Here is a 20,559-nt window from a genome sequence, read left to right as displayed (position 1 = left end):
GCAGCCGCTGTTACTTCCCCACCTGGATCCTCGGCCGGGACCGCTCGCGCCGAGGAGGTTCGGGGAAAATGTTCAGCATCCGCTCAGGTGGCGGCGGCGTCAGGTGCGCTTGGGCAGCACCACGACCCGACCGAAGAACTCGTCGATGCGGCGGACCACGTCGTTGAAGTCGTCCAGGTCGATCGGCTTGGTGACGTACGCGTTGGCCTGCAACGTGTAGCTGCCGACGATGTCGGTGTCGGCGTTGGAGGTGGTCAGCACGACGATCGGGATGGTCCGCAGATCCTCGTCCTGCTTGACCGCACCGAGCACCTGCCGACCGTCCATCCGCGGCATGTTCAGATCCAGCAGGATCACGTCCGGTCGGTGGGCCTGCTGGTGCCGGCCCTCGGCGCGGAGAAACTCCATCGCCTCCTCGCCGTCACTGACCACATCGATGATCTTTTCGACGTCGGAGTCCGCCAGCGCCTCCTCGATCATCAGGACGTCACCCGGGTCGTCGTCGACCACCAGGATGCGTACCGGCTGCGGGCTGTCTACGCCCATCACTACCTGCCTCAGAGTCGGCGGAGACGGGACCCTGACGGTCACCGCGCTGGCGGGAAAATGCTGGCGTGGAAATCTAGCCCATCAGGACGCACTGCGGGACGCGGGGTCGACCGACTCCGGTTCGTAGCGCAACACGTCGGCGAGGCCCGTCACCCGCAGCACCCGCTCGACCCGCCCACGGGCGCCGGTGAGCCGGAGCCATCCCCCGTCGGCGGCCGCTCGGTTGTCACCCCGGACGAACACGGCCATCCCGGTGGAGTCGCAGAACGTGAGGTCGGTCAGGTCGAGCAGCACCCGGGTCTCGCCCGCCGCGGTGAGCCGGTCGATCACGGCGGACAGCTCGGGGGCGGTGCTCAGATCCAGCTCGCCGACGAGCCGCAGGTAGGCGCCACCACCGCCGCGCTCGACGTAGTTGACGCTGAACGTCACCGTTCTCCCCCTCGCTCCACCATGGGTGGGACGTTTGCAGTCCGGCAAGTATACGCAGAGCTGACCGTGCCGCCGCTGAGCGCGGTGATCGATCCGGAGCCACCAGTGGGTCGGTCAGCGGGGCCTGCCAGGCAGCGTCGCCGATCCCAGCGCCAGCGCCCGCGCCGCCCGCGGAAAGTCCCGCAACGCGCCGGCGTAGTGCTCCAGCGGCAGGGCGATCGCCCCGACGGGCACCCCACGACTGAGCAGAATCCCCGACAGCCACTGCACGAACTCCGTGAACAGCGAAGCGTCGTCGACGTAGACCGCGGCGGCCAGGAAGTCAACGATGTGGCCCAGGTCGCTCACTGTCGCGTCGAGCTGCGCGGCGGTGTACTCCCGGGTCGCCGGCACCCGCTCCCGCAGCTCCGCCAACGCGCTGTCGATCAACTCACCCCGACGACGCAGGAGGCTCGGGTACTCGTCGTCGGCCAGGTGGGCCAGCCGGGCCGGCGGCGCCCCGCGCAGCGCCCGCTCGTCGGCGATCAACTCGGCCGCCGAGGGCGCGTCCGGTGCCCAGGCCACCCCGAGCCGGCCCGCCCACCGGCCGTCAGCACCGAACCCGCGCCCGCCGACCACCACCGGCACGTCCGAACGGCGGCACGCCTCGATCATCCGGTGGGCGTACGGCAGGCGCATCGGCAGCGCGCACGCCAACGCGACCGCGTGCGCGTCGTAGCGGTGCAGATACGACACGAGGTGCGCGGCGGGCACGCTGGCCCCCAGGAAGGTCACCTGCCACCCGCGCAACCGCAGCACCTCGGCCACCAGCCGGGGCGGCAGCGCGTGCCACTCGCCGTCCATGCAGGCGACCACCACCCGACCGCCTGTCGGCCGCGGCTTCACGTGCGCCGACACCGCCGCCACCACCTGCTCGCTGATGTGGGTGGCCGCGTGCTCCTGGGCGACGCTCCACTCGTTGCGCGCCCACCGCTCGCCCACCTCGGCCTGGGCGGGAGCGACCAGGTCGAGCAGCACCCGTTCCGCCGCGACGCCGGCGTCGAGCAGGCCGATCGCCAGGTCGGTGGCGGCGTACTCGTCAGCGTCGGCGAGGTGGTCCAGGTAGCCGGAGTACGCCTCACCGAGGTCGGGGGCGGCCATGGCGGCGGTCACGCGTCGGTCTCCTCTGTCCGGTCGATGCCGGCGGGCACCGAGTGCAGGTGCCGCCCTCCGCGCCCGCCCGGGCCGGCCGCCCGCAACGCCAGCACGGCGATGTCGTCGTGGTCGCCCTGGGCCAGCCAGTCGCAGGTGACCTGCTCGACCCGTTCGGCCAGGGCCGGCGCGGGCATCCGCTGGCAACCGGTCAGCGCGGTGACCAGCCGCTCGGGGCCGAACAGCTCGTCGCCGCGCCGGCCACCCCGGGCCTCGGTCACGCCGTCGCTGTAGAGCAGGCAGGTTTCGCCCGGTGCCAGCCGCACGGTCACCTCTCCGACGCGGGGGTCGGACACCACCCCGATCAGCATGCCGCGTAACGGCACCGTCTCCACCTCGCCGGAGGCGCGCAGCACCAGTGGTGGCAGGTGCCCGCCGCCGGCCATGGTGAGGGTGAGGCCACCGTCGCGCTCCGGGCGGGCCACGCCGAGCACGATCGTGGCGAAGCGACCCTGGCCGTGCGCCTGGGTGGTCTCGAGCAGCGCGTCGTTGAGCAGCCGCAGCAACCGCGCGGGGTTCGACTCCAGCCGGTGCAGCGCCTGAAGGCACTGGCGCAGTTGGCCGGTGAAGACGGCGGCCTCGACGCCCTTGCCCGACACGTCGCCCAGGAAGAACACCGAGCCACCGTCGGTGAGCCGGTGCGAACCGTAGAAGTCCCCGCCGATGCGCAGCCCCGCCTGCGCCGGGCGGTACGCGGTGCCCCACTGCACGCCGACGGCCTCGACCGGCTCGACCGGCAGCAGGCTGGCCTGAAGGGTGTCGGCCACCTCCGCCTGGTCGCGGTAGAGCAGCGCGGTGGTCAACGCCGCTCCGGCGCGGGCCGCGAACGCGCGGACCAGCTCCACGTCGTCCTCGTCGTACCAGCGGGTGGCGCGGCGGGCCACCAGCAGCACACCGACGGGGGCGTCGCGGCCCGGCAGCGGGACGACCCGGGCGACGGTCTCGGTGTCGGCGAGCCCCGGCAGCCACCCGGCGTCGACCGCCTGCTCGACCAGCCAGTCCACCGCGTGCGGCTCGGCCCCGGTCAGCCCGTCGGCGATGGCTGTCGGCAGCTCGCCGCCGACCAGCACGCCGCTGTCCACCGCTGGCGCGTCGTCGTCGGTGCGCGAGGCCCGCCACCAGCGGGCGCGCCCCGCGCGCGGGGCCAGCACCAGCACCGCCACCTCGGCCAGGGTCGGCACGGCGAGTCGGACGACAGCGGCGGCGGCCCGATCCGGGTGCAGCGGGTTGCCGAGCTTGTCGCCGACCACGGCCAGGAACGCCGAGCGGGCTCGCTCGGCGAGCAGCGCGTCGGCACGGCTGACGCTGTCGGTGACGTCCTCGACGTACCAGCAGCAACGGGCACCGGAGAGGGGCACCCGGCGCGCGGTGAGCCGACGCCCACGATGGGTGAAGCCGCCGCGGGCGTCCTCGCTCAGGCCGGGCACACCGGCGGAGCTGAGCGGCTCGCCGGACGTCACCTCGGGCAGCAGCCGCTCGGCCACCGGGCTGACGTGGCGCACCACGCCGTCGGCGTCGCAGACCACCAGGCCCTCACGGAAATGCTCGACGACCTCGAACCAGTCGGGTGGGGCCTGACCCCGGTCGGGGGCCAGTGGCGGCAGGGCCGTCGTGGTGCGGCGAACGTCGGCGGACCACGCCGAGGGTCGTGTCGTGCTCGGCGTGGAGAGCCGTCCGTCGCCCGGGTCACAGTCCCTGACGTCGGAAGCAGTCACCAGCTGAGCCTCACTCCTTGTCGTTCACCGAACCCGTGCCGGAACCGGCGTCCACTGTCAAAAGTCTCCAGCCCACCCTACGCCCGAACACGGACAGCGGCATCCCACGGCAGGTGGCGGGCACCGACACGGCGGCGGACGCCACACCAGGGACACGGGTGCGCGGTCACCGCCCCGCTTTGCGTTTTGTCGGCTGGCAAGGAGAATGGAGGGATGCCTGAACAGCCGTTGACCATCGAGACAACCCGGCTCGCCGCCGGGCACGTCCGACTCCGGCTGACCGGCGAGCTCGACTACGACACCGCGCCCGAGCTGATCGCCGCGGCGGCCGAGTTGCGCAGCGGCGTCCCGGTGCTGGTCGACCTGACCGGGGTGACCCTCTGCGACTCCTCCGGGCTCAGCGCGTTGCTGGTGGTGCACCGTGCCGCCGGGGCGATCCAGTTGACCGGGGTCAGTCCCCACTTGCAGCGGATGCTCGACCGCACCGGCCTGAGTGAGTTGCTGGCCGTGGCGTACTCCGACGACGTGCGCGCCATCGGCTGATCCGCCAGCCGTCCCCGGATCCGTTCGGGGATGGCCCCCGACCCTGGGACCTGGGGTCGGGGGCCGGAGGAATGTCTAGGGCGCCGTCATCGGCTGGAGCCGGGGGCCGTCGGCACGCAGATCGCCGACCGGGGTCTCATCGACGTCCTCGGGCTCCCCCGAATCGGGCGTCTGGTACAGGTAGCGGACGAACTGCCCACCCGCCTCGTTGTCGTCCGCGCCGGGCCACTGACCGATGCAGTCCATCCCGATCACCTCGCGGCCCGTTCCGTCGGCCTCCTCCAGCAGCGCCCACAGGCTCACCGGGTAACACCTGGTGACCTCGGGCGTGAGCTGCCAGCGCGCGTACCAACCGGGTCGGGCGGGGACGATCTCGACAACTTCCTTCATGACGACCTTCCTTCCGTGTACCTCGGAAGAACTCCGGTCCTGACCCGATCCTGCGGGCCGAGCGGGTGAGCACCCCTCACCCTCGGCGGATGAAGCGTGGCGGAGGCCGGGCCGACCCGGCCGGCGGCCGCCGTTTCGTTCTCTGGAACGGCGGGAAGGCGACTGGCGCAGGCACGATCCCCAGCGGAAGGGGTGCCACCATGCGCAAGCAGATGGAGGGCGACAACCAGCGGCGCCGGGCGTTGGCCCGGCAGGCCCGTGAACAGAGTCGCCAGCCCAGCGAGATCGGCGCCAGCCTGAGCGCCTCCAAGCAGCTCACGAGCCTCGATGCGGGCAAGCGGGCCGGCCCACCAGCGGCCGGACCGCACAAGTCGGATACAACCCGCGGCGGGCCGGCACCGCCGCCGGTCGGTAGCGCCGACAACCCGCGTCCGCAGCCGTCCCCGCCGGGCGGCGCGGCCGGGGTGAGCAGCATGGGTTACCACGACCTGGTCGACGAGGTCCGGCGTCGCGCCGGGGTCGACTTCAAGACGGCGAAGGTGGGCACCGAGGCGACAGTGCTGGTGCTCGCGTTCGCCCTGGAGGCCGCCGAGCGGCAGCGGCTGCTCGCCGCCGTGCCGTCGTCGCTGCACGACGTGCTGCCGGTCGACGGCATCGAGCGGCACCGGGACCTGCCCGGCTTCCTGGCCGAGGTGGGCCGGATCAGCGGCAACACCCCGGAACAGGCCCGGTACCAGGCGGAGGCGACGATCGCCGCGCTCGCCGAGCAGGACAGCGACCTGGTCGAGTCGTTGCACGTACCCGACGGGTTGCGCGACCTGCTGAACCCGCCGGAGGCCGGCGGCGGCCTGGTGGGCGCCTCCACCACCACACCCACCCTGGACGACGACGAGATCAGCGCGGCGCTGGACGACCTGCCCTACTGGTCCGGCGACAGCCAGGGCCTCTACCGGGTGGTCGCGCTGCCGCCGGACAACCTGGACCGGGTGCTCGCCCGGCTGGATCGGCTGCGCCAGGACAACGGCCGCGGCCCGAGCATCGGGCGTCCGGGCGACACCGCCGCCGTGTTGACGGTGCGGACCAACCAGGCCAACGGGGTGACCGCGCTCGACGTGGACCTCGCCCGCCAGATCGACGACGCGATCGACGAGGTGGGAGCCGGGATGGCCGGCAGCTGACCGGACAACCGCGACATGGCGGGCCGGCGGGCCGGGGGCGAACCCGGTCCGCCGGTCCGTCGGCCGTGCCGGGCCACCGGCCGGGTGGGCCATGGGCTCGGCTAGCGTGCCGGACATGAACCGCGCCGCCGACCGGCTGGAACTGGTCGCCGACCCGGTCCGCCGGACCGGGCGGACACTGCTGTCCGCCGGGGTCGAGCAGTCGTACGTGGATCTCGAGGATCCGCGCCACCTGCATTTCGAGTACGTCCGGCGGATCGCCTCGGCGGTGGACGTGGCGGCCCCGGCCGGTGCGCCGCTGAGCGTCCTGCACCTGGGCGGCGGGGCGTTGACGTTGCCCCGCTGGTTGGCTGCCACCCGGCCCGGCTCCCCGCAACGGGTCGTCGAGCGGGACGCGGCGGTGGTCGACCTGGTGGCCCGAGAGTTGCCGCCGCTGCCGCCGCAGGTGCGGGTGGAGGTCGCCGACGCCCGAAACGCCCTGACCTCCACCCCGGACGACCGGTACGACCTGGTGATCGCCGACATCTACCGGGCGGCCCGGATGCCCCGGCACGTGCGCACCGTCGAGTTCGTCGCCGAGGTGGCCCGCGTCCTGCACCCCGACGGGTTGTACCTGCTCAACGTCACCGACCTGCCGCCACTTGTCGGCACCCGGGTGCAGGTGGCCACGCTGCGGGCGGTCTTCGCCGACGTGTGCGTGGTCGGCGACCGGCGGATGTTGCGCGGCCGCCGGTACGGCAATCTGGTGTTGGCCGCCACCTCCCGCCCCGGCGGGCTGCCGGTCGCCCGGTTGGCGGTGGCCGCCCTGCGTGACCCGGTGCCCGGGGGTCTGTTGCACGCCGCCGCGCTCGACACGTTCGTCGCCGGGGCCCACCCCGTCACCGACGCGGACGGCACCTCCGGGCGCTGATCGCCGTTGCGCCCGCCGTGCCGGGTTTCCGACGGTCTGCGCGGGGAAGGCGCGCCGGATGAGCAACACCGACGTCCGGGGCACCGCGCGTCGCACCCTGGTCGTGATCGGTCTGGTGCTGGCGACCGCCCTCGCGCTGGGCTTCGTGTACGCGACCCGCCGGGTGCTGGTCTGGGCGGTGCTCGCCGCGTTCTTCGCGGTCGCGCTCAAACCCCTCGTCGACCGGTTGCAACGTCGCCTTGTCCGCCGTCGGGCGCTGGCCACGCTGCTGGTGTTCCTCGCCGCGTTCGTGCTGCTGGCGATCCTGGCCGCGCTCATCCTGGTGCCGCTGTTCGGGGAGTTGAGCCGCTTCGCCGACCGGGCCCCCGAGCTGGTGCGCGACGCCCGCGCCGGGCGGGGCCCGGTGGGGCAGCTGCTGGAGCGCACCGGGGCGCGGCGCTACGCCAGCGAACACTCCGAGCAGCTGCGCGGCTTCGGCGGGCAGCTGCGCCAACCCGCGGTCGGCGTGCTGCGCGGCGTCGTCGAGTCGATCGCCGGGCTGGTCACTGTCGTCGTGCTCGCGTACCTCATGGTGTTGGAGGCGCCGCGGATCACCCGCGGCCTGCTCGCGGCGGCCGGGGACGGTCAGGGCGAGCGGCTGCGTCGGGTGGGCCGGGAGGTGTCGCGCACCGTCACCGGCTACCTCACCGGGAACCTGCTGATCAGCGTGATCTGCGGGGCGCTGACCTACGCGGTGCTGGCTCTCACCGGCGTGCCCTTCGCAGCCGTGATCGCCCTGCTGGTGGCGGTCGCCGACCTGATACCGCTGGTCGGGGCGACGCTCGGCGCGGTGATCGCGGCCGGTGCCGGTTTCCTGCACTCCCCCACCGCCGGAGTGGTGGTGCTGGTCTTCTTCGTGGTCTACCAACAGGTGGAGAACCACCTGCTCCAGCCGCTCATCCTGTCCCGCGCGGTCCGGCTGAACCCGTTGACCGTGCTGGTCAGCGTGCTGCTCGCGGCGGAACTGGCCGGTCTGCTCGGCGCGCTGCTGGCCATCCCCGCCGCCGGCATCATCCAGACCCTGCTGCGCGAGTACGGCCCGCGCCGGTTGCGGCCCGCCCCGCCGGCCGGTCCGGCCGCACGGCCGGGACGACCGGCCGGCTCCACCCACTGACCGGCGCGGCTACGTACGATGCTCTCCTCCCCGGCGACCGGCCGGGTGACCGCTCTCAGCGGATCCGGGTCGCGACCTCCGGCGTGGTGCTCTCCAACGGCACCGCGTTCGCCGGCACCAACCCCAACTGGACGGCCGAGCGGGTCAACGCGGCGTCCAACGCCCAGTCGGCACTGACCCGCGTGCGGTTTCCCGGCATCGCCATCAGGTGGTACGCCCGGGTGACCGCCTTGGCCGGCAACCCGGCCAGGTTGACCTGCAACGGGTTCGCCGCCGCGTCCTTGCCACCGAGGTCGACGACCCAGCCCAGGTCGTGGTGCTTGTACGGCTTGCGCCGGCCGAACCCGTACGACGCGGCGATGTTGTACGCCGCGCGCTTGCCCTGCCGCTGCGCGTGCTGGGCCGTCATCCCGCAGACCTTCCCCGGGTTGACCAGGTCCGGCACGGCGGCGGCGTCGCCGCACGCGTACACCTCCGGGTAGCCGGGAACGTTGAGGAACTCGTCGGTGACCAGTCGACCCCGGTCGGTCCGCAGGCCCAACTCGTTGACGAACGGGTCGGGGCGCACCCCCACACACCACACCAGGGTGCAGGTCGGCACGTACTCACCGTCGGTGAGCTTCACCCCGTCGCAGGTCGCCTCGGCCACCGAGGTGCCCATCCGCACGTCCACCCCACGGCGGTTGAGCACCTTGTGCGAGGTGTCCGACATCCGCTTGTCCAACTCCGGCAGCACCCGCGACGCCACGTCGAGCAGCATCCAGCGGGGGCGGACGGTGAGCCGTGGCCGTTGGGCGTGCAGCGCGTCGGTGAACAGCTGCCCGTGCGCGGCGACCTCGGTTCCGGTGTAGCCCGCCCCGACCACCACGAAGGTGGCCCGGGCCTGCTGCTCCGCCGGGTCCTCGGCCTGCTCGGCCAGCTCGAGCTGGCGGACGATGTGATCGTGCAGGTAGACGGCCTCGGGCAGGCCGCGGAAGCCGTGCGCGTACTCGGTCACCCCCGGGATGGGCAGCAGCTTGTTGACGCTGCCCACGGCGAGGATCAGCCGGTCGTACGCCAGCCGGTTCTTGTCCCCCTCGGCCTGGGTGAAGCCGACCCACCGGTTCTGCAGGTCGACGTGGTCCGCCTCGCCGACCACCACCCGTACGCCCTTGAGCGTCCCCGTCAGCGGCACGGCGATCCGCTTGGGCTCGACCACCCCGGCCGCCACCTCGGGCAGCAGCGGCAGGTACAGGAAGTAGTCGGTGGAGTTCAGCACCACGATCTCGGCCCGGTCCCTGGCGATCCGGCTCAACGTCTTCGCCGCGTGGTAACCGGCGAACCCGGCCCCCACGATCACCACACGAGGTTTCGTCATTGCGGGCCGTTTCCCGTCGACGCCCCGGACAAACGTCGGACGCGGCACCCGCGCTCGGCTCGCACCGCAGCCGAACGTGGTCGCTGCGACCGTCCCCGACCGTCGGAGCTCCGGCGGTCAGGCGGGGGCGGGCGCGGTGATCGCCCAGCGTTCGTGGTCGCGCCAGGCGCCGTCGATGAACAGGTAGTCCGGGGAGAAGCCCTCCAACCGGAATCCGAGCTTGCGGGCCACCCGCCGCGACGGCTCGTTGCCCGGCTGGATGTTCGCCTCCAGGCGGTGCAGACCGACCGAGGTGAACGCGTGGTCGATCGCCAGGGCGATTCCCGCCGAGGCGTGCCCGGTCCCGCTGTACGGCAGGAACGCCGCGTATCCCAGGAAGCCGCCACGCAGCGCGCCGAGCACGATGCCGCTGATGTTCACGTAGCCGGCGATCGCGCCGCTGGCCCGGTCGCAGATCAGGTAACCGGCGCTGTCGCGGCGACGGATCCGGCGCAGGTAGAGGTCGTACTCCTCGGGGGTGGCCGGCGCGGCCAACCACGGGTGGTGCAGGTCCCGACTGCGCCGCGCGGCGGCGACGAACTCGTCGGAGTCGGTGGGCCGGGGCCGCCGGATCGCGGCGGGACCACCGCTACGCAGGTATCTCACGGCCGACCACTCTGACCGACCGCTGCCGCCGTTGTCCAACCGGCCGGCCGGTGCGTGGCGCCCGCGGTTCCGTGATCGTGCTCGAACGTCGTGTGATCGTGCTCGAACAAGGATGTAGTGGCATCCGGCGGCGCACGCGACCACTACTTCACTGATCGAGCACGATCATGCGGGCGTTGGCGCGCCTAGCGAGGCATCAGCAGGCTGAACTCCTGACCATCAGGGTCGGCCAGCGCGAGACGGCCCGTCCCGTCCGGGTCCGTGCCGAGCCGGGTCGCACCGAGTGAGAGCAGACGGTCGACCTCGACCTCCCAGTCGACGCCAGCGGCCGGGGCGAGATCGAAACGCACCCGGTCCCGGCCGCCGTTCGGCATGTACGGCGGACCGCCCCAGGTGATCTTCGTGCCGCCGTTCGGTGACTGGATGGCGGTCTCCTCGCCCTCGTCCCAGACCAGCGGCCACCCGAGCGCCCGACTCCAGAAGTACCCCACCGCCGGCGATCCGTCGCAGGCCAGCGCACCGACGAAGCCGCAGCCGGCGAGGAAATTGTTACCCGGTGCGATGACGTCGAACTCGTTGCCCTCGGGGTCGGCGAGCACCACATGATCGATCTCCGGGCCCTGCCCGATGTCGGCGTGCCGCGCGCCGAGATCCAACGCCCTGGCCACCGTCTGCCGCTGGTCCTCCAGCGAACTGCTGGTCAGGTCGAAGTGCATCCGGTTCTGGACGACCTTCGGCTGATCCCAGGGCACGAAGCGCAGGCGCAGTTCCGGGGCGGCTCCCGGCAGGACCAGGACGCCGTCCTGCGGATCCTCCACCATCTCCCGACCCAGCAGCGCGGACCAGAAGCGGGCGAGCCGCAACGGCTCACGCGCGTCGAAGCTGATCGCGAACAGGTGTGCGGTCATCGCAGCGCTCGTCTCCCATCCGACCGGACGCCGTGCCAGCCGTCGGAGCGGGAGCCTAGGGGTGTGCCAGGTCGACCGCACCCGAGTTTCGGCGGTGTCATCCCCGGTAGGGCGCTGCCACACCCCAGCCCCAGCGTCGGCTCACCGAGGAAGGACTCAGCCTGGCCCCGGTGTGGCAGGCCCTGTACGACCGGGGCGCCTCAGCCGGGCGAGCGTCCCGTCAGAGCGGGCCGGGGAACGGCTGCTCCATCGGCATCGGCACCTGGAGGTAGGTGGTGCCGCGCATGTCCAGCCAGGCCCGGTCCGGCCCGCGCACCAGGCGCACCATCACCTCCTCGCAGGAGGGGCAGCGGGCGACCAGGCCCGGAGCGTGCGAGTAGACGTGCAGGCTGGCCATCGAGCCGGTCATCCCGCAGTTCTCACAGCGGCCCATCGCGCTGCTCAGGTCGACGGTGAACAGCTCACGCATCGGGCCGTCGAGCATGTTGCCGTCCACGTACGACATCTCGGTCATCGGATCTCCTCGACAGGGCGGGCGTCAGCCGGTGGGGCCGAAGCGTTCGGTCTTGACCCGGCGTGACGGGTGACCCAGCCCCACCAGCAGGTCGGCGACGGTCTCCACGAACGCGGTCGGGCCGCAGACGTAGGTGAGCGGTTCCAGATCCGGGGGCCACCCGTGCGTGTTGACGTCGGCCAGCCCGATCCGGTGCGGTTCGCCGCGCCAGCCGTCGGGCGCCTCGCGGGTGTAGACGTACGCGACGTCCAGCCCGAAGTCGTCACGGACCCGGCGGCGCAGCTCGTCGGCGTAGATGACGTCGGCGGGGGTGCGCACCGAGTAGATCAGCCGGAACGGAGCCTTGCTGCCCACCGCCCGCCGGGCCCGGATCATCGCCATCAGCGGCACGATGCCGGAACCGCCGGCGACGAGCTGCACCGGCGCGGTCTCCTCGGAGCGCCAGATGAACCAGCCACCGAGCGGTCCGCGCACCTCCACCGGGTCGCCGGCGGAAAAGACATCGATGAGGTACGGGGACACCTCGCCGTCGTGCACCCGCTGCACCGTCACCTCGATGCGCGGGCCGCCGGGCCCGTCGACGGCCGGCCCGGCGATCGAGTACGAGCGGGCCGCCTGGTAGCCGTCGGGGGCGGTGAGCCGCAGGTCGACGTGCTGTCCGGGCAGGTGCCCCGGCCAGTCCGGCACCTCCAGCACCAGGGTCTGCGCGGTCGCCGTCTCCACCCGGCGCTCCACCAGCCGGCCCACCTGCCAGCGGTTCGGCGTTCGAGGCTGGGTGCTCGTCGCCACGGCGCGCTCAGTCACCCTGGTACCGCTGTTCGCGCCACGGGTCGCCGTAGTCGTGGTAGCCGGCGGTCTCCCAGAACCCCGGCTCGTCCATCGTCTTGAGCCGCAGGCCGCGCACCCACTTGGCGGACTTCCAGAAGTACAGGTGCGGCACCAGCAGTCGGGCCGGCCCGCCGTGCTCGGCGGGCAGTGGGGCGCCGTCGAAGGTGTGCACCACCCACGCCTGGCCGCCACGCAGGTCGTCCAGCGGCAGGTTGGTGGTGTACCCGCCGTAGGAGTGCGCCAGCGCGAAGTGCGCCCCGGTGTCGACGTCGGCGAGCAGCGTGTCCAGTGAGACGCCCTGCCAGCTGGTGCCGAGCTTGGACCAGCGGGTGACGCAGTGGATGTCCACCGTCGGCGTCTCCTGCGGCAGGGCCATCAGCTCCTGCCACGACCACCGGTGTTCGCTGCCGTTCTCGGCGGAGATGACGAACTCCCAGGTGTCCAGGGACACCCGGGGCGTCGGGCCGGCCGAGAGCACCGGAAAGTCCTCGGTCAGGTACTGACCGGGTGGCAGGGCCGGCTCCTGCGTTCGGGGCCGGCCCTGAAAGCCGGGTGACACGATTCCCATTGCACAGTCGTACCACCCGCGCCGGCCGGGGCGGGAGCTTTCCCGCGTACCCCCTCGTCGGCTGGCGCGGCGCGGTCAGTGCCGCTTCGCGACGACCTCGCGGTCCGCGGGCAGGTCGCCGCCGCGGGTGGCGCGCAGACTGGTCACCGTGACGACCACCAGCACACCGATGATCACGCCGAGCGAGGCCAGGGTGGGGATCTCCGGCACACCCTCCCAGATGCCGTGCGCCCAGTGCAGACCCAGCTTGAGGCCGATGAACGCCAGGATGACGGCCAGACCGTAGCTGAGGTGCACCAGCCGGCTCAGCGCCGCGTGCAGGACGAAGTAGAGCGCCCGCAGGCCGAGCAGGGCGAACGCGTTGGTGGCGAAGACCAGGTACGGGTCCTCGGTGATGCCGTAGACGGCGGGCACCGAGTCGACGGCGAAGACGATGTCGGTGGCCAGCACCGCGACCACCACCAGGGCGAACGGGGTGAGCGCCCGCTTCGCGCCCTGCCGCACGGTCATCTTGGTGCCGTGGTACTCGTCGACCACCGGCATGATCTTGCGCAGCAGCTTCACCGACCGCATCTTGTTGATGTCGACTTCCTGCTGATGCCCGGACAAGGCGTCGCGCAGCAGCTTCACCGCGGTGGCGATGAGGATGATCGCGAAGAGCAGGAAGGCGAAGTCGAGGGTCTGCAACGCCGCCGCGCCGAGGGCGATGAAGACGGCCCGCAGCACCAGCGCGCCGGCGATGCCGTAGAGCAGCACCCGCTGGGCGAGCACCGCCGGCACCGCGAACGCGGCCAGCAGCAGCATGAAGACGAAGAGGTTGTCGACCGAGAGCGACTTCTCCACCAGGTAACCGGTCAGGTACTCGACGCCCTGCTGGGAGCCGAAGCGGGACCAGATCCAGGCGCCGAACGCCAGCGGCAGCGCGATGTAGAACGCCGACCAGCCGACGGCCTCCCGCATGGAGACCTCGTGCGGGCGACGGGTGACCAGGAAGTCCAGCACCAGCAGCAGGATGACCCCGATGATGGTGACCGCCCACAGCGTGGGCGTGCCCACCGACGACAGGTCACTGGCAGCGGACAGATACGACACTTGGCTCATATGGGGTCTCCTCGAACACCGTCATGTTCGAGGTCTCCTTCACCCACCACCTGATGGGCAACCACCCGAGGCGCGCCGGGCGCGCCGTACTGACCGGAATGGTTCGTGGGAAGTACTCCCCTCGCACGACAAGGTTAGGCCAGGCTGAATCACCGCGCCAAGCGGGACATCGATGGTTGCCCTGGTAAACCGCTGTGCGTACCCGGAACGGGCGCGGTCAGCCGCGGCGCAGCGTCGCTCCCGGGGCCATCGCCTGCTCGACCAGGCCCCGATAGTCACGCGGCAGTTGAGTCGCCACGTCATCGAACTCACCGCCGGTGATCGCCTCGCGCAGGGTGGTGAAAACCGCCCGACTGGCGTCCCGGGCGGCCGGCTCCTGCACCCCGGCGCGCACCGCGACCCGGGCCACGAACTCCGCCGCGCCGAACCGGTCCGCCTGCTCGGTGCTCGGGCTCGGTTTCAGCACGAGTTGCAGCGGTTGGGGCAACTGGGCGGCCAGGTCCAGAACCTCGCCGCCGGTCAACCGCTCGGCGAACGTCTCCAACACGGCCCGGGTCAGCTCGACCGCCCGCTCGGACGACGTCGCGGTACGCTGGGAAACCTGGTCGATGAAGGTGTCGTAGTTCATCGCGTACTCCCTTGGGTCGCGTCGGCGTCAGCGGGTACCCACGACGGGCGGGGAGAAACGGCACCCGGTTACCCCCGGTGGGTGGGCGTGACCGGCCGGCAGACGGGTAACCGCCGCCGGTCGTCACCACATCGATGCCCGAGGGAGCCCACGCCATGGCGAGCTACGCCGACGTCCTGCAGTACCTGTCGAGCCTGGACTACCCGGCCGAGAAGGACGACGTGGTCCGCGAGGCCGAACGGGAGGGCGCCCCGCCGGACGTGCTGAAGGCGCTGCGCGCCCTGCCGCCGGTCGACTACGCCAACGGTACCGAGGTGGCCCGGTCCGCCGGGATCGAGGCCGCGCCCGAGGTCGGCCCCGCCCAGCGGGCCGAGCAGGCCCGGGACAAGAAGCACAACCGGGTCTCGCAGCACCTGCGCGGCATCTGACCCAGCGGTGACGCCCACAGCCCGGCGAAGGAATCGTCACCGATGACCTACACCGGTGGCCCGTCCCGGCCGATGGATGTGCGCTTCCCCGCCGCGCGGCAGCTCGCCGTCGTGGCGGTGGTCGGGGTCGTCGCCGGCTGCGCCTTCGCGCTCGTGCTGCCGCTGCCGCTCGCCGCGCTGGCCGGCTGGGACGTGGGCGCGCTCAGCTGGCTCGTGCTGATCTGGCACAAGATCTGGCCGATGGACGCCGAGCGGACCGCCCAACTGGCCGTGCACGAGGACCCGAACCGGGCGGTCCGGGACGCCCTGCTGCTCTTCGCCTGCCTGGCCAGCCTGCTCGCCGTGGGGTTGGTGGTGGCCAGCGCGCAGAGCGCGCCCCCCGGACTGGCCCGGGAACTGCACAGCGGCCTGGGCGTGCTCAGCGTCGTGCTCTCCTGGCTCGTGGTGCACACAGTGTTCGCCGCCCGGTACGCCCGGATCTACTACACGGGCCCGGATGGCGGCGTGAACTTCAACCAGCCCGAACCGCCGCGCTACTCCGACTTCGCGTACGTCGCGTTCACCATCGGGACGACGTTCCAGGTCTCCGACACCAACCTGACCAGCAACGAGATGCGTCGTACGGTGCTGCGCCACTCGATGGTGTCGTACCTGTTCGGCGCGTTCATCATCGCCGTGACAGTGAACCTGCTGGCGGGTCTGGCGCGATGACGACACCGGCTGGCCGGTCCCCCGGAGCACGACACGGGGCGGGGCCGATCGAAGGGCCGGGACAGGCGGGCGCCCCTGGTCACGAACCGCGACCCAGGGCGCCACGCAAGCCTGCCCAGGCGGTGAACCGCATCCGAACCGGTCGCGGTCACCAGGCGGTGGAGGCCCGCCCGAACCGAGCGGCCAGCACTGCCGGGTCCAACCATACGACAGAACATCCTCCGTTTGGTCAGAATTTGCGGAAGTGTGGGCCAGGGCACGTCACTGCCGACCGGTCACCTCCGCGTACCGGTGCTCCAGGTCGACCCGGGCCAACGCCCCCACCAGCCAGGCCAACTGCTCCGACTCGCCACTGGCCAGGCCGGCCAGGTCGTCGGCCGACCTGCCCAGCCCGAGTCGGCGCGCGGCAGCCAACGCCCGCCGGTCGGCGACCGGCGCCACCTCCCGCCACAACGCCTGAGCCTCGCGCAGGAACAGGTCGACGACCTGGCCGTCCACCCCCGGAAGCTCGGCGAGCAGCGCCCGCTCCCGGACCGGGTCGTGGTGCGCCACCGCCCGCAACCGGCGCAGATCACCCCGGTACCGCTCGACCACCGTCCGGGCCAGGTCACCCAGCACACTGGCGAGCCCGTCCACGTCGCCGCGCTGGCCGCTGGCGCGCAACACCCGCACCCGGTCCTCGTGCAGCGAACGAGCCAGCCGGGCGGCGCTGTCCCACCCCTCGTCCCGCAACGCCCGCGCCCCGTCCAACGCCCGCCGGAAGTCACCACGACGGGCCAGCAACACCGACAGACACAGCACCTGGAACAGGCTCGCCGGGTTGTTGGTCACCCGGAACCCGTACTGCTCGGCGAAGCCCCGCCCGCTGCCGGCGAGCCGGCGCGCCAGACGTTTACGGTCCTCCACCGGGGTGATCAAACTGGTCGCCATCCCAGCGACTACCCGCGCCGCCCCCGGCCACACACCCCCCGCCCGGCCCGCCCCGCCCCCTCCCCGCCGATCTTGCAGTTTCTGTCGCGGCAAAAGCCCGCAGGATCGACATTCCGGGGACCGAAACTGCAAGATCGACGAGGTGTGAGGGCGTCAGCCGTGCAGGCCACCGGTGCGGTCGCGGGCCTTGAGGCGGGTCGTGGGCAGCGCGGGCGCCGGCAGCGGCGGTGCCGGATCGTCGGCGACCACACCGAAGCGTGCGTCACCGGCCATCCAGTCCTCCCGGGCGGCGGCGATCTCCTCGTGCGACCGGCCCACGAAGTTCCACCACATCACCAACGGCTCCTCGAACGGCGTACCGCCCAGCAGCAGCAACCGGGCCCCCGCCCCGCCGCGCACCGTCAACTCCCGGCGGCCCGAACCCAGATACAGCAGCGCCCCCGGCTCGAACCCGACCCCGGACGCCTCCGCGGACCCGGACATCGCCAGCACGGCGTACTCGAAATCGGGCCGCAACGACATCGTCGCCGGCGCCTCGCCGCGCAGCTCCAGCTGCGCCCCCACCAGCGGGGTGTGCACCACCGCCGGTGACCGTTCCCCGGCGAACTCGCCGACCAGCACCGTGCCGTCCAGGTCGCCGTCGCGCCAGCGGGGCAGGTCGGCGTGGTGCGCGAAGTCGGCCGCCCCGGCGCGCGCCGGATCCGGCAGCGCCACCCACAACTGCACGCCGTGCATCACCGGCGGGTGGGTGGCCGGTGACCGCTCCGAGTGGGCGATGCCGTTCCCGGAGGTCATCACGTTCAGCTGGCCGGGAACGATCGGCTGGACGTTGCCGAGGCTGTCCCGGTGCAGAATCTCACCGTCGAGCAGCCAGGTCACCGTCTGCAGCCCGGTGTGCGGGTGCGGCGGCACCTCCATGCCGGGCCGCTGCGCCACATCGTCCGGGCCAAAATGATCAACGAAACACCACGCGCCGACCATCCGGCGGGCGCGCTGCGGAAGCAGCCGCCGCACCGTGGTGTACCGACCCAACGGCACGTCGTGGCCGGGCAACAACACACTGCCGGGGTCGACGTCGGCCACGCCAGGCGGTCGGGTCTGCGCCAGCATTGATTCAGTACGCTCCACCGCCCGACTGTACGCTCACGCCCACCTGCGTCAGCGGCGCTTCCCGCCAGGGCCGACAGGCGTCACCAGCCCGCGGGCTTGGCGACGCGGGCTTGGCGACGCGGGCTTGGCGACGCGGGCTTGGCGACGCGGGCTTGGCGACGCGGGTCAGCGGTTGCTGGAGGACACGATCACGCTGTTGGCACCGGCGACCAGGTCCAGGTACAGGCGCTCGGCCGACCGGTCCCATCCCGGCGTACCCAGCACCGAGCCGGCGGCCACCCCGTCCCAACGCTCGTCGCGTACCACCACCGAGCCGGCGCCGACTCCCGCCCGCACCCGAACCGGCGTCTCCCCGGGGACCCGGACGTCGAGCTGGCTGGTCCCGCCGGTGAGTCGCACGGTCAGGCTGCCTGAGGTCGGACCGGCGAGGTCGTCCGGGCCGGCCGCGGTGATCGGTGGCAGAAGAATTTCGGTACGGCTGGAACCACCGGCGAGGTCCACGCCCAGCAGCCGGGCCCGGCTCAGATCCAGCACCTGGCTGCTCACCCCACCGACGAGGTGCAGACGCCAGGCGACCCGCTCGTTGAGCAACACCCGCACGGCGCGCGGCCCACGCGTCCCGGATTCCACGAGGTCGAGCCGGGCTGTTTCCCCCCGTACCGTCGGACGTCCCGCCAACCCCGAGCCGGCCGGGACACTGATCCGGTACAGGTCCTCGCCCAACTCGGTCACCCGCAGCTCGAACGAGGTCAACCCGTCCGCGAGCACGAAGGTGCCCTTTCGCCAACCGGCCACCGGCGCTGTCAGCAGTTGCTCGGCAGCAGCGCCCCCACCGCCGCGGCGACCGTCGGACGCGTCCGGGTCAGCGCCGTCCCCCGGACGACCGTCGCCACCGGGCCGGGTGCCGTCGTGCCCGGTGCCGTCGGGGCGGGTGCCGTCCGGGCGGGTGCCGTCCGGGCGGGTGCCGTCCGGGCGGGTGCCGTCCGGGCGGGTGCCGTCGGGTTGGCTGGAGTAGGTCATGCCGAGGCGGCCGGGATCGGCAACGATCACGGCCACCGCCGCCGCACCCAGCAGCAGCACGACGACGGCGGCAGCCACCAACAGGCGAGCCCCGGTCGACCACCGCTCCGGCGCGGTCGCACCGGAGGGTTCCGGCCCCAACCCCGGTTCGCGATCCACGCCGTTCCCCACTGCGGCCATGCCTCTGTCCCTCCGCCGGTCCCCGTCCAGGGGTACGTACCCGCCGGCCGATCGGATCACTCGGCGCCGATCACGCCACTCCGCTACGTCGCCGACGGAGATCTTGGACAGTTTCCGTTCGGGGCGAACGGAAACTGTCCAAGATCTCCGGACACCCGCCGGTCAGACGACACCATCCGCCTCCCCACACCCCTGGAGCGCGAGATTCCGGCCCCCTCAGCCAGGGGCGGCGGACGGCAGGCGGGGGCGGCGGGCGGCGGACGAGCGGCGGACGGGCGGCGGACGGGCGGGCGGCGGACGGCGGACGGGCGGACGGCGGACGGCGGACGGGCGGACGGCGGACGGGCGGACGGCGGACGGGCGGACGGGCGGACGGGCGGACGGGCGGACGGCGGACGGGCGGACGGGCGGACGGCGGACGGGCGGACGGCAGGCAGCGAACGGCGAACGGCAGGCGGCAGGCGGCGGACGGCAGGCGGGGAGGGCGGCTGACGGCGGACGTCGGGTGGCCGGCGACGGCGACCGGTGGTCGCGGGCGCGCGTGGTATGGCTACCGACCTGCACGGCGACAGCAGGAATGCCGCTGGCCGGCACCCCGTGTTGCGGGTGCCGGCCAGCGGTCAGAGTCGTGCGGTGGTCTTACTGTTCGGTCGTGCGAATCCGGGTCAGCTGTTCCAGTACTGGGCGACCAGGTCAGCGGCCTGCTGCTCCCACTGGGCGTAGGCGTCCGGGTACGCCGACACCTGCACCGTCTGCGCGGCCACGGTCAGCGGCATGTCCTGCCACCCGTCAACCTGCTTCAGGCCCTTGAGGAACGCAGGCTCGTCGCGATCGAGATCACCGCGGCGCGCTCGGGCAGGCCGGCCTTCTTCGTGGCCGCGATGATCGCCTTGACGTTGGCCGTCTGCTCGTCGTTCAAGGAGATGTGCGACTGCTCGCCCTGGGTGCCGTGCGGGATCAGCTTGCTGATGTCGGGCTTGTCAGCCTGCACCGTGACCGCGGCCGGCTTGGTGTCGGCCTGGTTGGCCACGTGGGCGATCGGGCCGGCGAACACACCGCCGACGAACGCGAGACCAGCAACGGACAGCACGCTCTTACGCATGATCGTGTTCATGGGGGTAGCTCCTTCGGGGGTAAGGACACCCACACGTCGGGGGACGCACGGGTGTGAGCACCTCGTCCGGCGCTGCACAACAAAGGGGAAAGTCTTCGGGGTCGGTGGCCTGCGAGCGGGGGCTCGTGGCACCGGGGGTCCCGGTGTAACGACCCGGGGGGCCGGGGTCATTCCGGGGTGGCCCAACCTGTCCGCACCCAGGTGGAGGCGGTGCCTGCGGTCGTTCGTGGGGGTCACAACGACCGGGTGGAGGCTGGCATTCCGACCTGCGCGACCAGGCTCAGCGCCCGGGGCCCACTCGGTGGTGCTGCGATCGTCAGGATGTGCAACGACCCCGACCCGGCCATGATTCCAGCCTGCGGGTGCGCCCGGTCACCACCCACTGACCCCCACAACCCGACAAACCACCCAGGCATGGCGGACGGTCGGTGTCGAACCGCCCTCACCGGGATGATCCAC

Annotated in this window: 22 protein-coding genes and 1 pseudogene; 6 read left to right on the top strand and 17 right to left on the bottom strand. The window is 72.4% G+C overall.

Features of this window, described 5'->3' with window-relative positions:
• Positions 1-99: 99 nt before the first annotated feature.
• The 4 genes from IF22_RS0115570 to IF22_RS0115555 form a co-directional block, all read right to left on the bottom strand.
• Entirely contained in the window at positions 100-546 is a 447-nt protein-coding gene (locus tag IF22_RS0115570; protein ID WP_030332583.1) for a response regulator, read from the bottom strand.
• Between the two features lie 84 nt (positions 547-630).
• Positions 631-978 (bottom strand): STAS domain-containing protein, encoded by a 348-nt coding sequence (locus IF22_RS0115565; protein ID WP_030332581.1) that lies wholly within the window; start codon positions 976-978, stop codon positions 631-633.
• Between the two features lie 114 nt (positions 979-1,092).
• Positions 1,093-2,118, bottom strand: a complete 1,026-nt coding sequence (locus IF22_RS0115560) for a cobalamin B12-binding domain-containing protein (protein WP_030332579.1) — start codon at positions 2,116-2,118, stop codon at positions 1,093-1,095.
• A gap of 8 nt (positions 2,119-2,126) precedes the next feature.
• Positions 2,127-3,884 carry a PP2C family protein-serine/threonine phosphatase gene (locus tag IF22_RS0115555; protein ID WP_030332578.1) on the bottom strand — a complete coding sequence of 586 codons (1,758 nt, stop codon included), beginning with the start codon at positions 3,882-3,884 and terminating at the stop codon, positions 2,127-2,129.
• Positions 3,885-4,097: 213 nt separating this feature from the next.
• Between IF22_RS0115555 and IF22_RS0115550 the strand changes: the two genes are divergently transcribed.
• Positions 4,098-4,427, top strand: coding sequence for an STAS domain-containing protein (locus IF22_RS0115550; RefSeq protein ID WP_030332576.1), 330 nt, complete (start codon positions 4,098-4,100; stop codon positions 4,425-4,427).
• A 75-nt stretch (positions 4,428-4,502) separates the two neighbouring features.
• Here IF22_RS0115550 and IF22_RS0115545 read toward each other — a convergent pair whose 3' ends face one another.
• Complete coding sequence (locus tag IF22_RS0115545) at positions 4,503-4,817, bottom strand: hypothetical protein (protein ID WP_030332569.1); 315 nt, start codon at positions 4,815-4,817, stop codon at positions 4,503-4,505.
• A 200-nt stretch (positions 4,818-5,017) separates the two neighbouring features.
• Between IF22_RS0115545 and IF22_RS0115540 the strand changes: the two genes are divergently transcribed.
• The 3 genes from IF22_RS0115540 to IF22_RS0115530 all read left to right on the top strand — a co-directional run bounded on the left by IF22_RS0115540 (position 5,018) and on the right by IF22_RS0115530 (position 8,058).
• A complete protein-coding gene (locus tag IF22_RS0115540; RefSeq protein ID WP_030332568.1) occupies positions 5,018-5,995 on the top strand; it encodes a DUF2267 domain-containing protein in 978 nt (325 codons plus the stop codon).
• Positions 5,996-6,110: 115 nt separating this feature from the next.
• Positions 6,111-6,905 carry a spermidine synthase gene (locus IF22_RS0115535; RefSeq protein WP_081883843.1) on the top strand — a complete coding sequence of 265 codons (795 nt, stop codon included), beginning with the start codon at positions 6,111-6,113 and terminating at the stop codon, positions 6,903-6,905.
• 58 nt (positions 6,906-6,963) lie between these two features.
• Entirely contained in the window at positions 6,964-8,058 is a 1,095-nt protein-coding gene (locus IF22_RS0115530) for an AI-2E family transporter (RefSeq protein WP_030332564.1), read from the top strand.
• Between the two features lie 55 nt (positions 8,059-8,113).
• Here the strand turns inward: IF22_RS0115530 and IF22_RS0115525 are convergent, their stop codons facing one another.
• From IF22_RS0115525 to IF22_RS0115490, 8 genes are all read right to left on the bottom strand, one after another.
• A complete protein-coding gene (locus IF22_RS0115525; protein ID WP_030332561.1) occupies positions 8,114-9,415 on the bottom strand; it encodes an NAD(P)/FAD-dependent oxidoreductase in 1,302 nt (433 codons plus the stop codon).
• A 117-nt stretch (positions 9,416-9,532) separates the two neighbouring features.
• The gene (locus IF22_RS0115520) at positions 9,533-10,060 is read right to left on the bottom strand and encodes a GNAT family N-acetyltransferase (protein WP_030332559.1); all 528 of its coding nucleotides are present in this window, start codon (positions 10,058-10,060) and stop codon (positions 9,533-9,535) included.
• Between the two features lie 185 nt (positions 10,061-10,245).
• Entirely contained in the window at positions 10,246-10,968 is a 723-nt protein-coding gene (locus tag IF22_RS0115515; RefSeq protein WP_030332558.1) for a VOC family protein, read from the bottom strand.
• A gap of 220 nt (positions 10,969-11,188) precedes the next feature.
• Positions 11,189-11,482, bottom strand: coding sequence for a DUF6510 family protein (locus IF22_RS0115510; protein WP_030332557.1), 294 nt, complete (start codon positions 11,480-11,482; stop codon positions 11,189-11,191).
• Positions 11,483-11,506: 24 nt separating this feature from the next.
• Positions 11,507-12,271, bottom strand: coding sequence for a ferredoxin reductase (locus tag IF22_RS0115505; protein WP_030332556.1), 765 nt, complete (start codon positions 12,269-12,271; stop codon positions 11,507-11,509).
• Positions 12,272-12,278: 7 nt separating this feature from the next.
• Positions 12,279-12,878: a sulfite oxidase-like oxidoreductase gene (locus tag IF22_RS0115500; protein ID WP_030332555.1), complete on the bottom strand. Its 600-nt coding sequence runs from the start codon at positions 12,876-12,878 to the stop codon at positions 12,279-12,281.
• 75 nt (positions 12,879-12,953) lie between these two features.
• A complete protein-coding gene (locus tag IF22_RS0115495; RefSeq protein WP_030332554.1) occupies positions 12,954-13,979 on the bottom strand; it encodes a TerC/Alx family metal homeostasis membrane protein in 1,026 nt (341 codons plus the stop codon).
• 217 nt (positions 13,980-14,196) lie between these two features.
• Positions 14,197-14,607, bottom strand: coding sequence for a DUF2267 domain-containing protein (locus IF22_RS0115490; protein ID WP_030332553.1), 411 nt, complete (start codon positions 14,605-14,607; stop codon positions 14,197-14,199).
• Between the two features lie 155 nt (positions 14,608-14,762).
• Between IF22_RS0115490 and IF22_RS0115485 the strand changes: the two genes are divergently transcribed.
• Both IF22_RS0115485 and IF22_RS0115480 read left to right on the top strand, forming a co-directional pair.
• The gene (locus IF22_RS0115485) at positions 14,763-15,035 is read left to right on the top strand and encodes a DUF2795 domain-containing protein (RefSeq protein ID WP_030332551.1); all 273 of its coding nucleotides are present in this window, start codon (positions 14,763-14,765) and stop codon (positions 15,033-15,035) included.
• Positions 15,036-15,077: 42 nt separating this feature from the next.
• Positions 15,078-15,746: a DUF1345 domain-containing protein gene (locus IF22_RS0115480; RefSeq protein WP_051708514.1), complete on the top strand. Its 669-nt coding sequence runs from the start codon at positions 15,078-15,080 to the stop codon at positions 15,744-15,746.
• Between the two features lie 261 nt (positions 15,747-16,007).
• Here IF22_RS0115480 and IF22_RS0115475 read toward each other — a convergent pair whose 3' ends face one another.
• The 4 genes and pseudogenes from IF22_RS0115475 to IF22_RS33105 all read right to left on the bottom strand — a co-directional run bounded on the left by IF22_RS0115475 (position 16,008) and on the right by IF22_RS33105 (position 20,100).
• Positions 16,008-16,676: a hypothetical protein gene (locus IF22_RS0115475; protein WP_030332549.1), complete on the bottom strand. Its 669-nt coding sequence runs from the start codon at positions 16,674-16,676 to the stop codon at positions 16,008-16,010.
• A gap of 153 nt (positions 16,677-16,829) precedes the next feature.
• Entirely contained in the window at positions 16,830-17,804 is a 975-nt protein-coding gene (locus IF22_RS0115470; RefSeq protein WP_030332548.1) for a pirin family protein, read from the bottom strand.
• 147 nt (positions 17,805-17,951) lie between these two features.
• Positions 17,952-18,986 (bottom strand): hypothetical protein, encoded by a 1,035-nt coding sequence (locus IF22_RS35015; RefSeq protein ID WP_051708512.1) that lies wholly within the window; start codon positions 18,984-18,986, stop codon positions 17,952-17,954.
• 665 nt (positions 18,987-19,651) lie between these two features.
• A pseudogene (locus IF22_RS33105) lies at positions 19,652-20,100 on the bottom strand (hypothetical protein).
• Positions 20,101-20,559 lie beyond the last annotated feature (459 nt).

This window comes from Micromonospora parva (genome assembly GCF_000718515.1).
GTDB lineage: Bacteria > Actinomycetota > Actinomycetes > Mycobacteriales > Micromonosporaceae > Micromonospora > Micromonospora parva.
The sequence above is the reverse complement of the archived record's forward strand: the minus strand, read 5'-3'. Positions and strand labels throughout refer to the sequence as shown.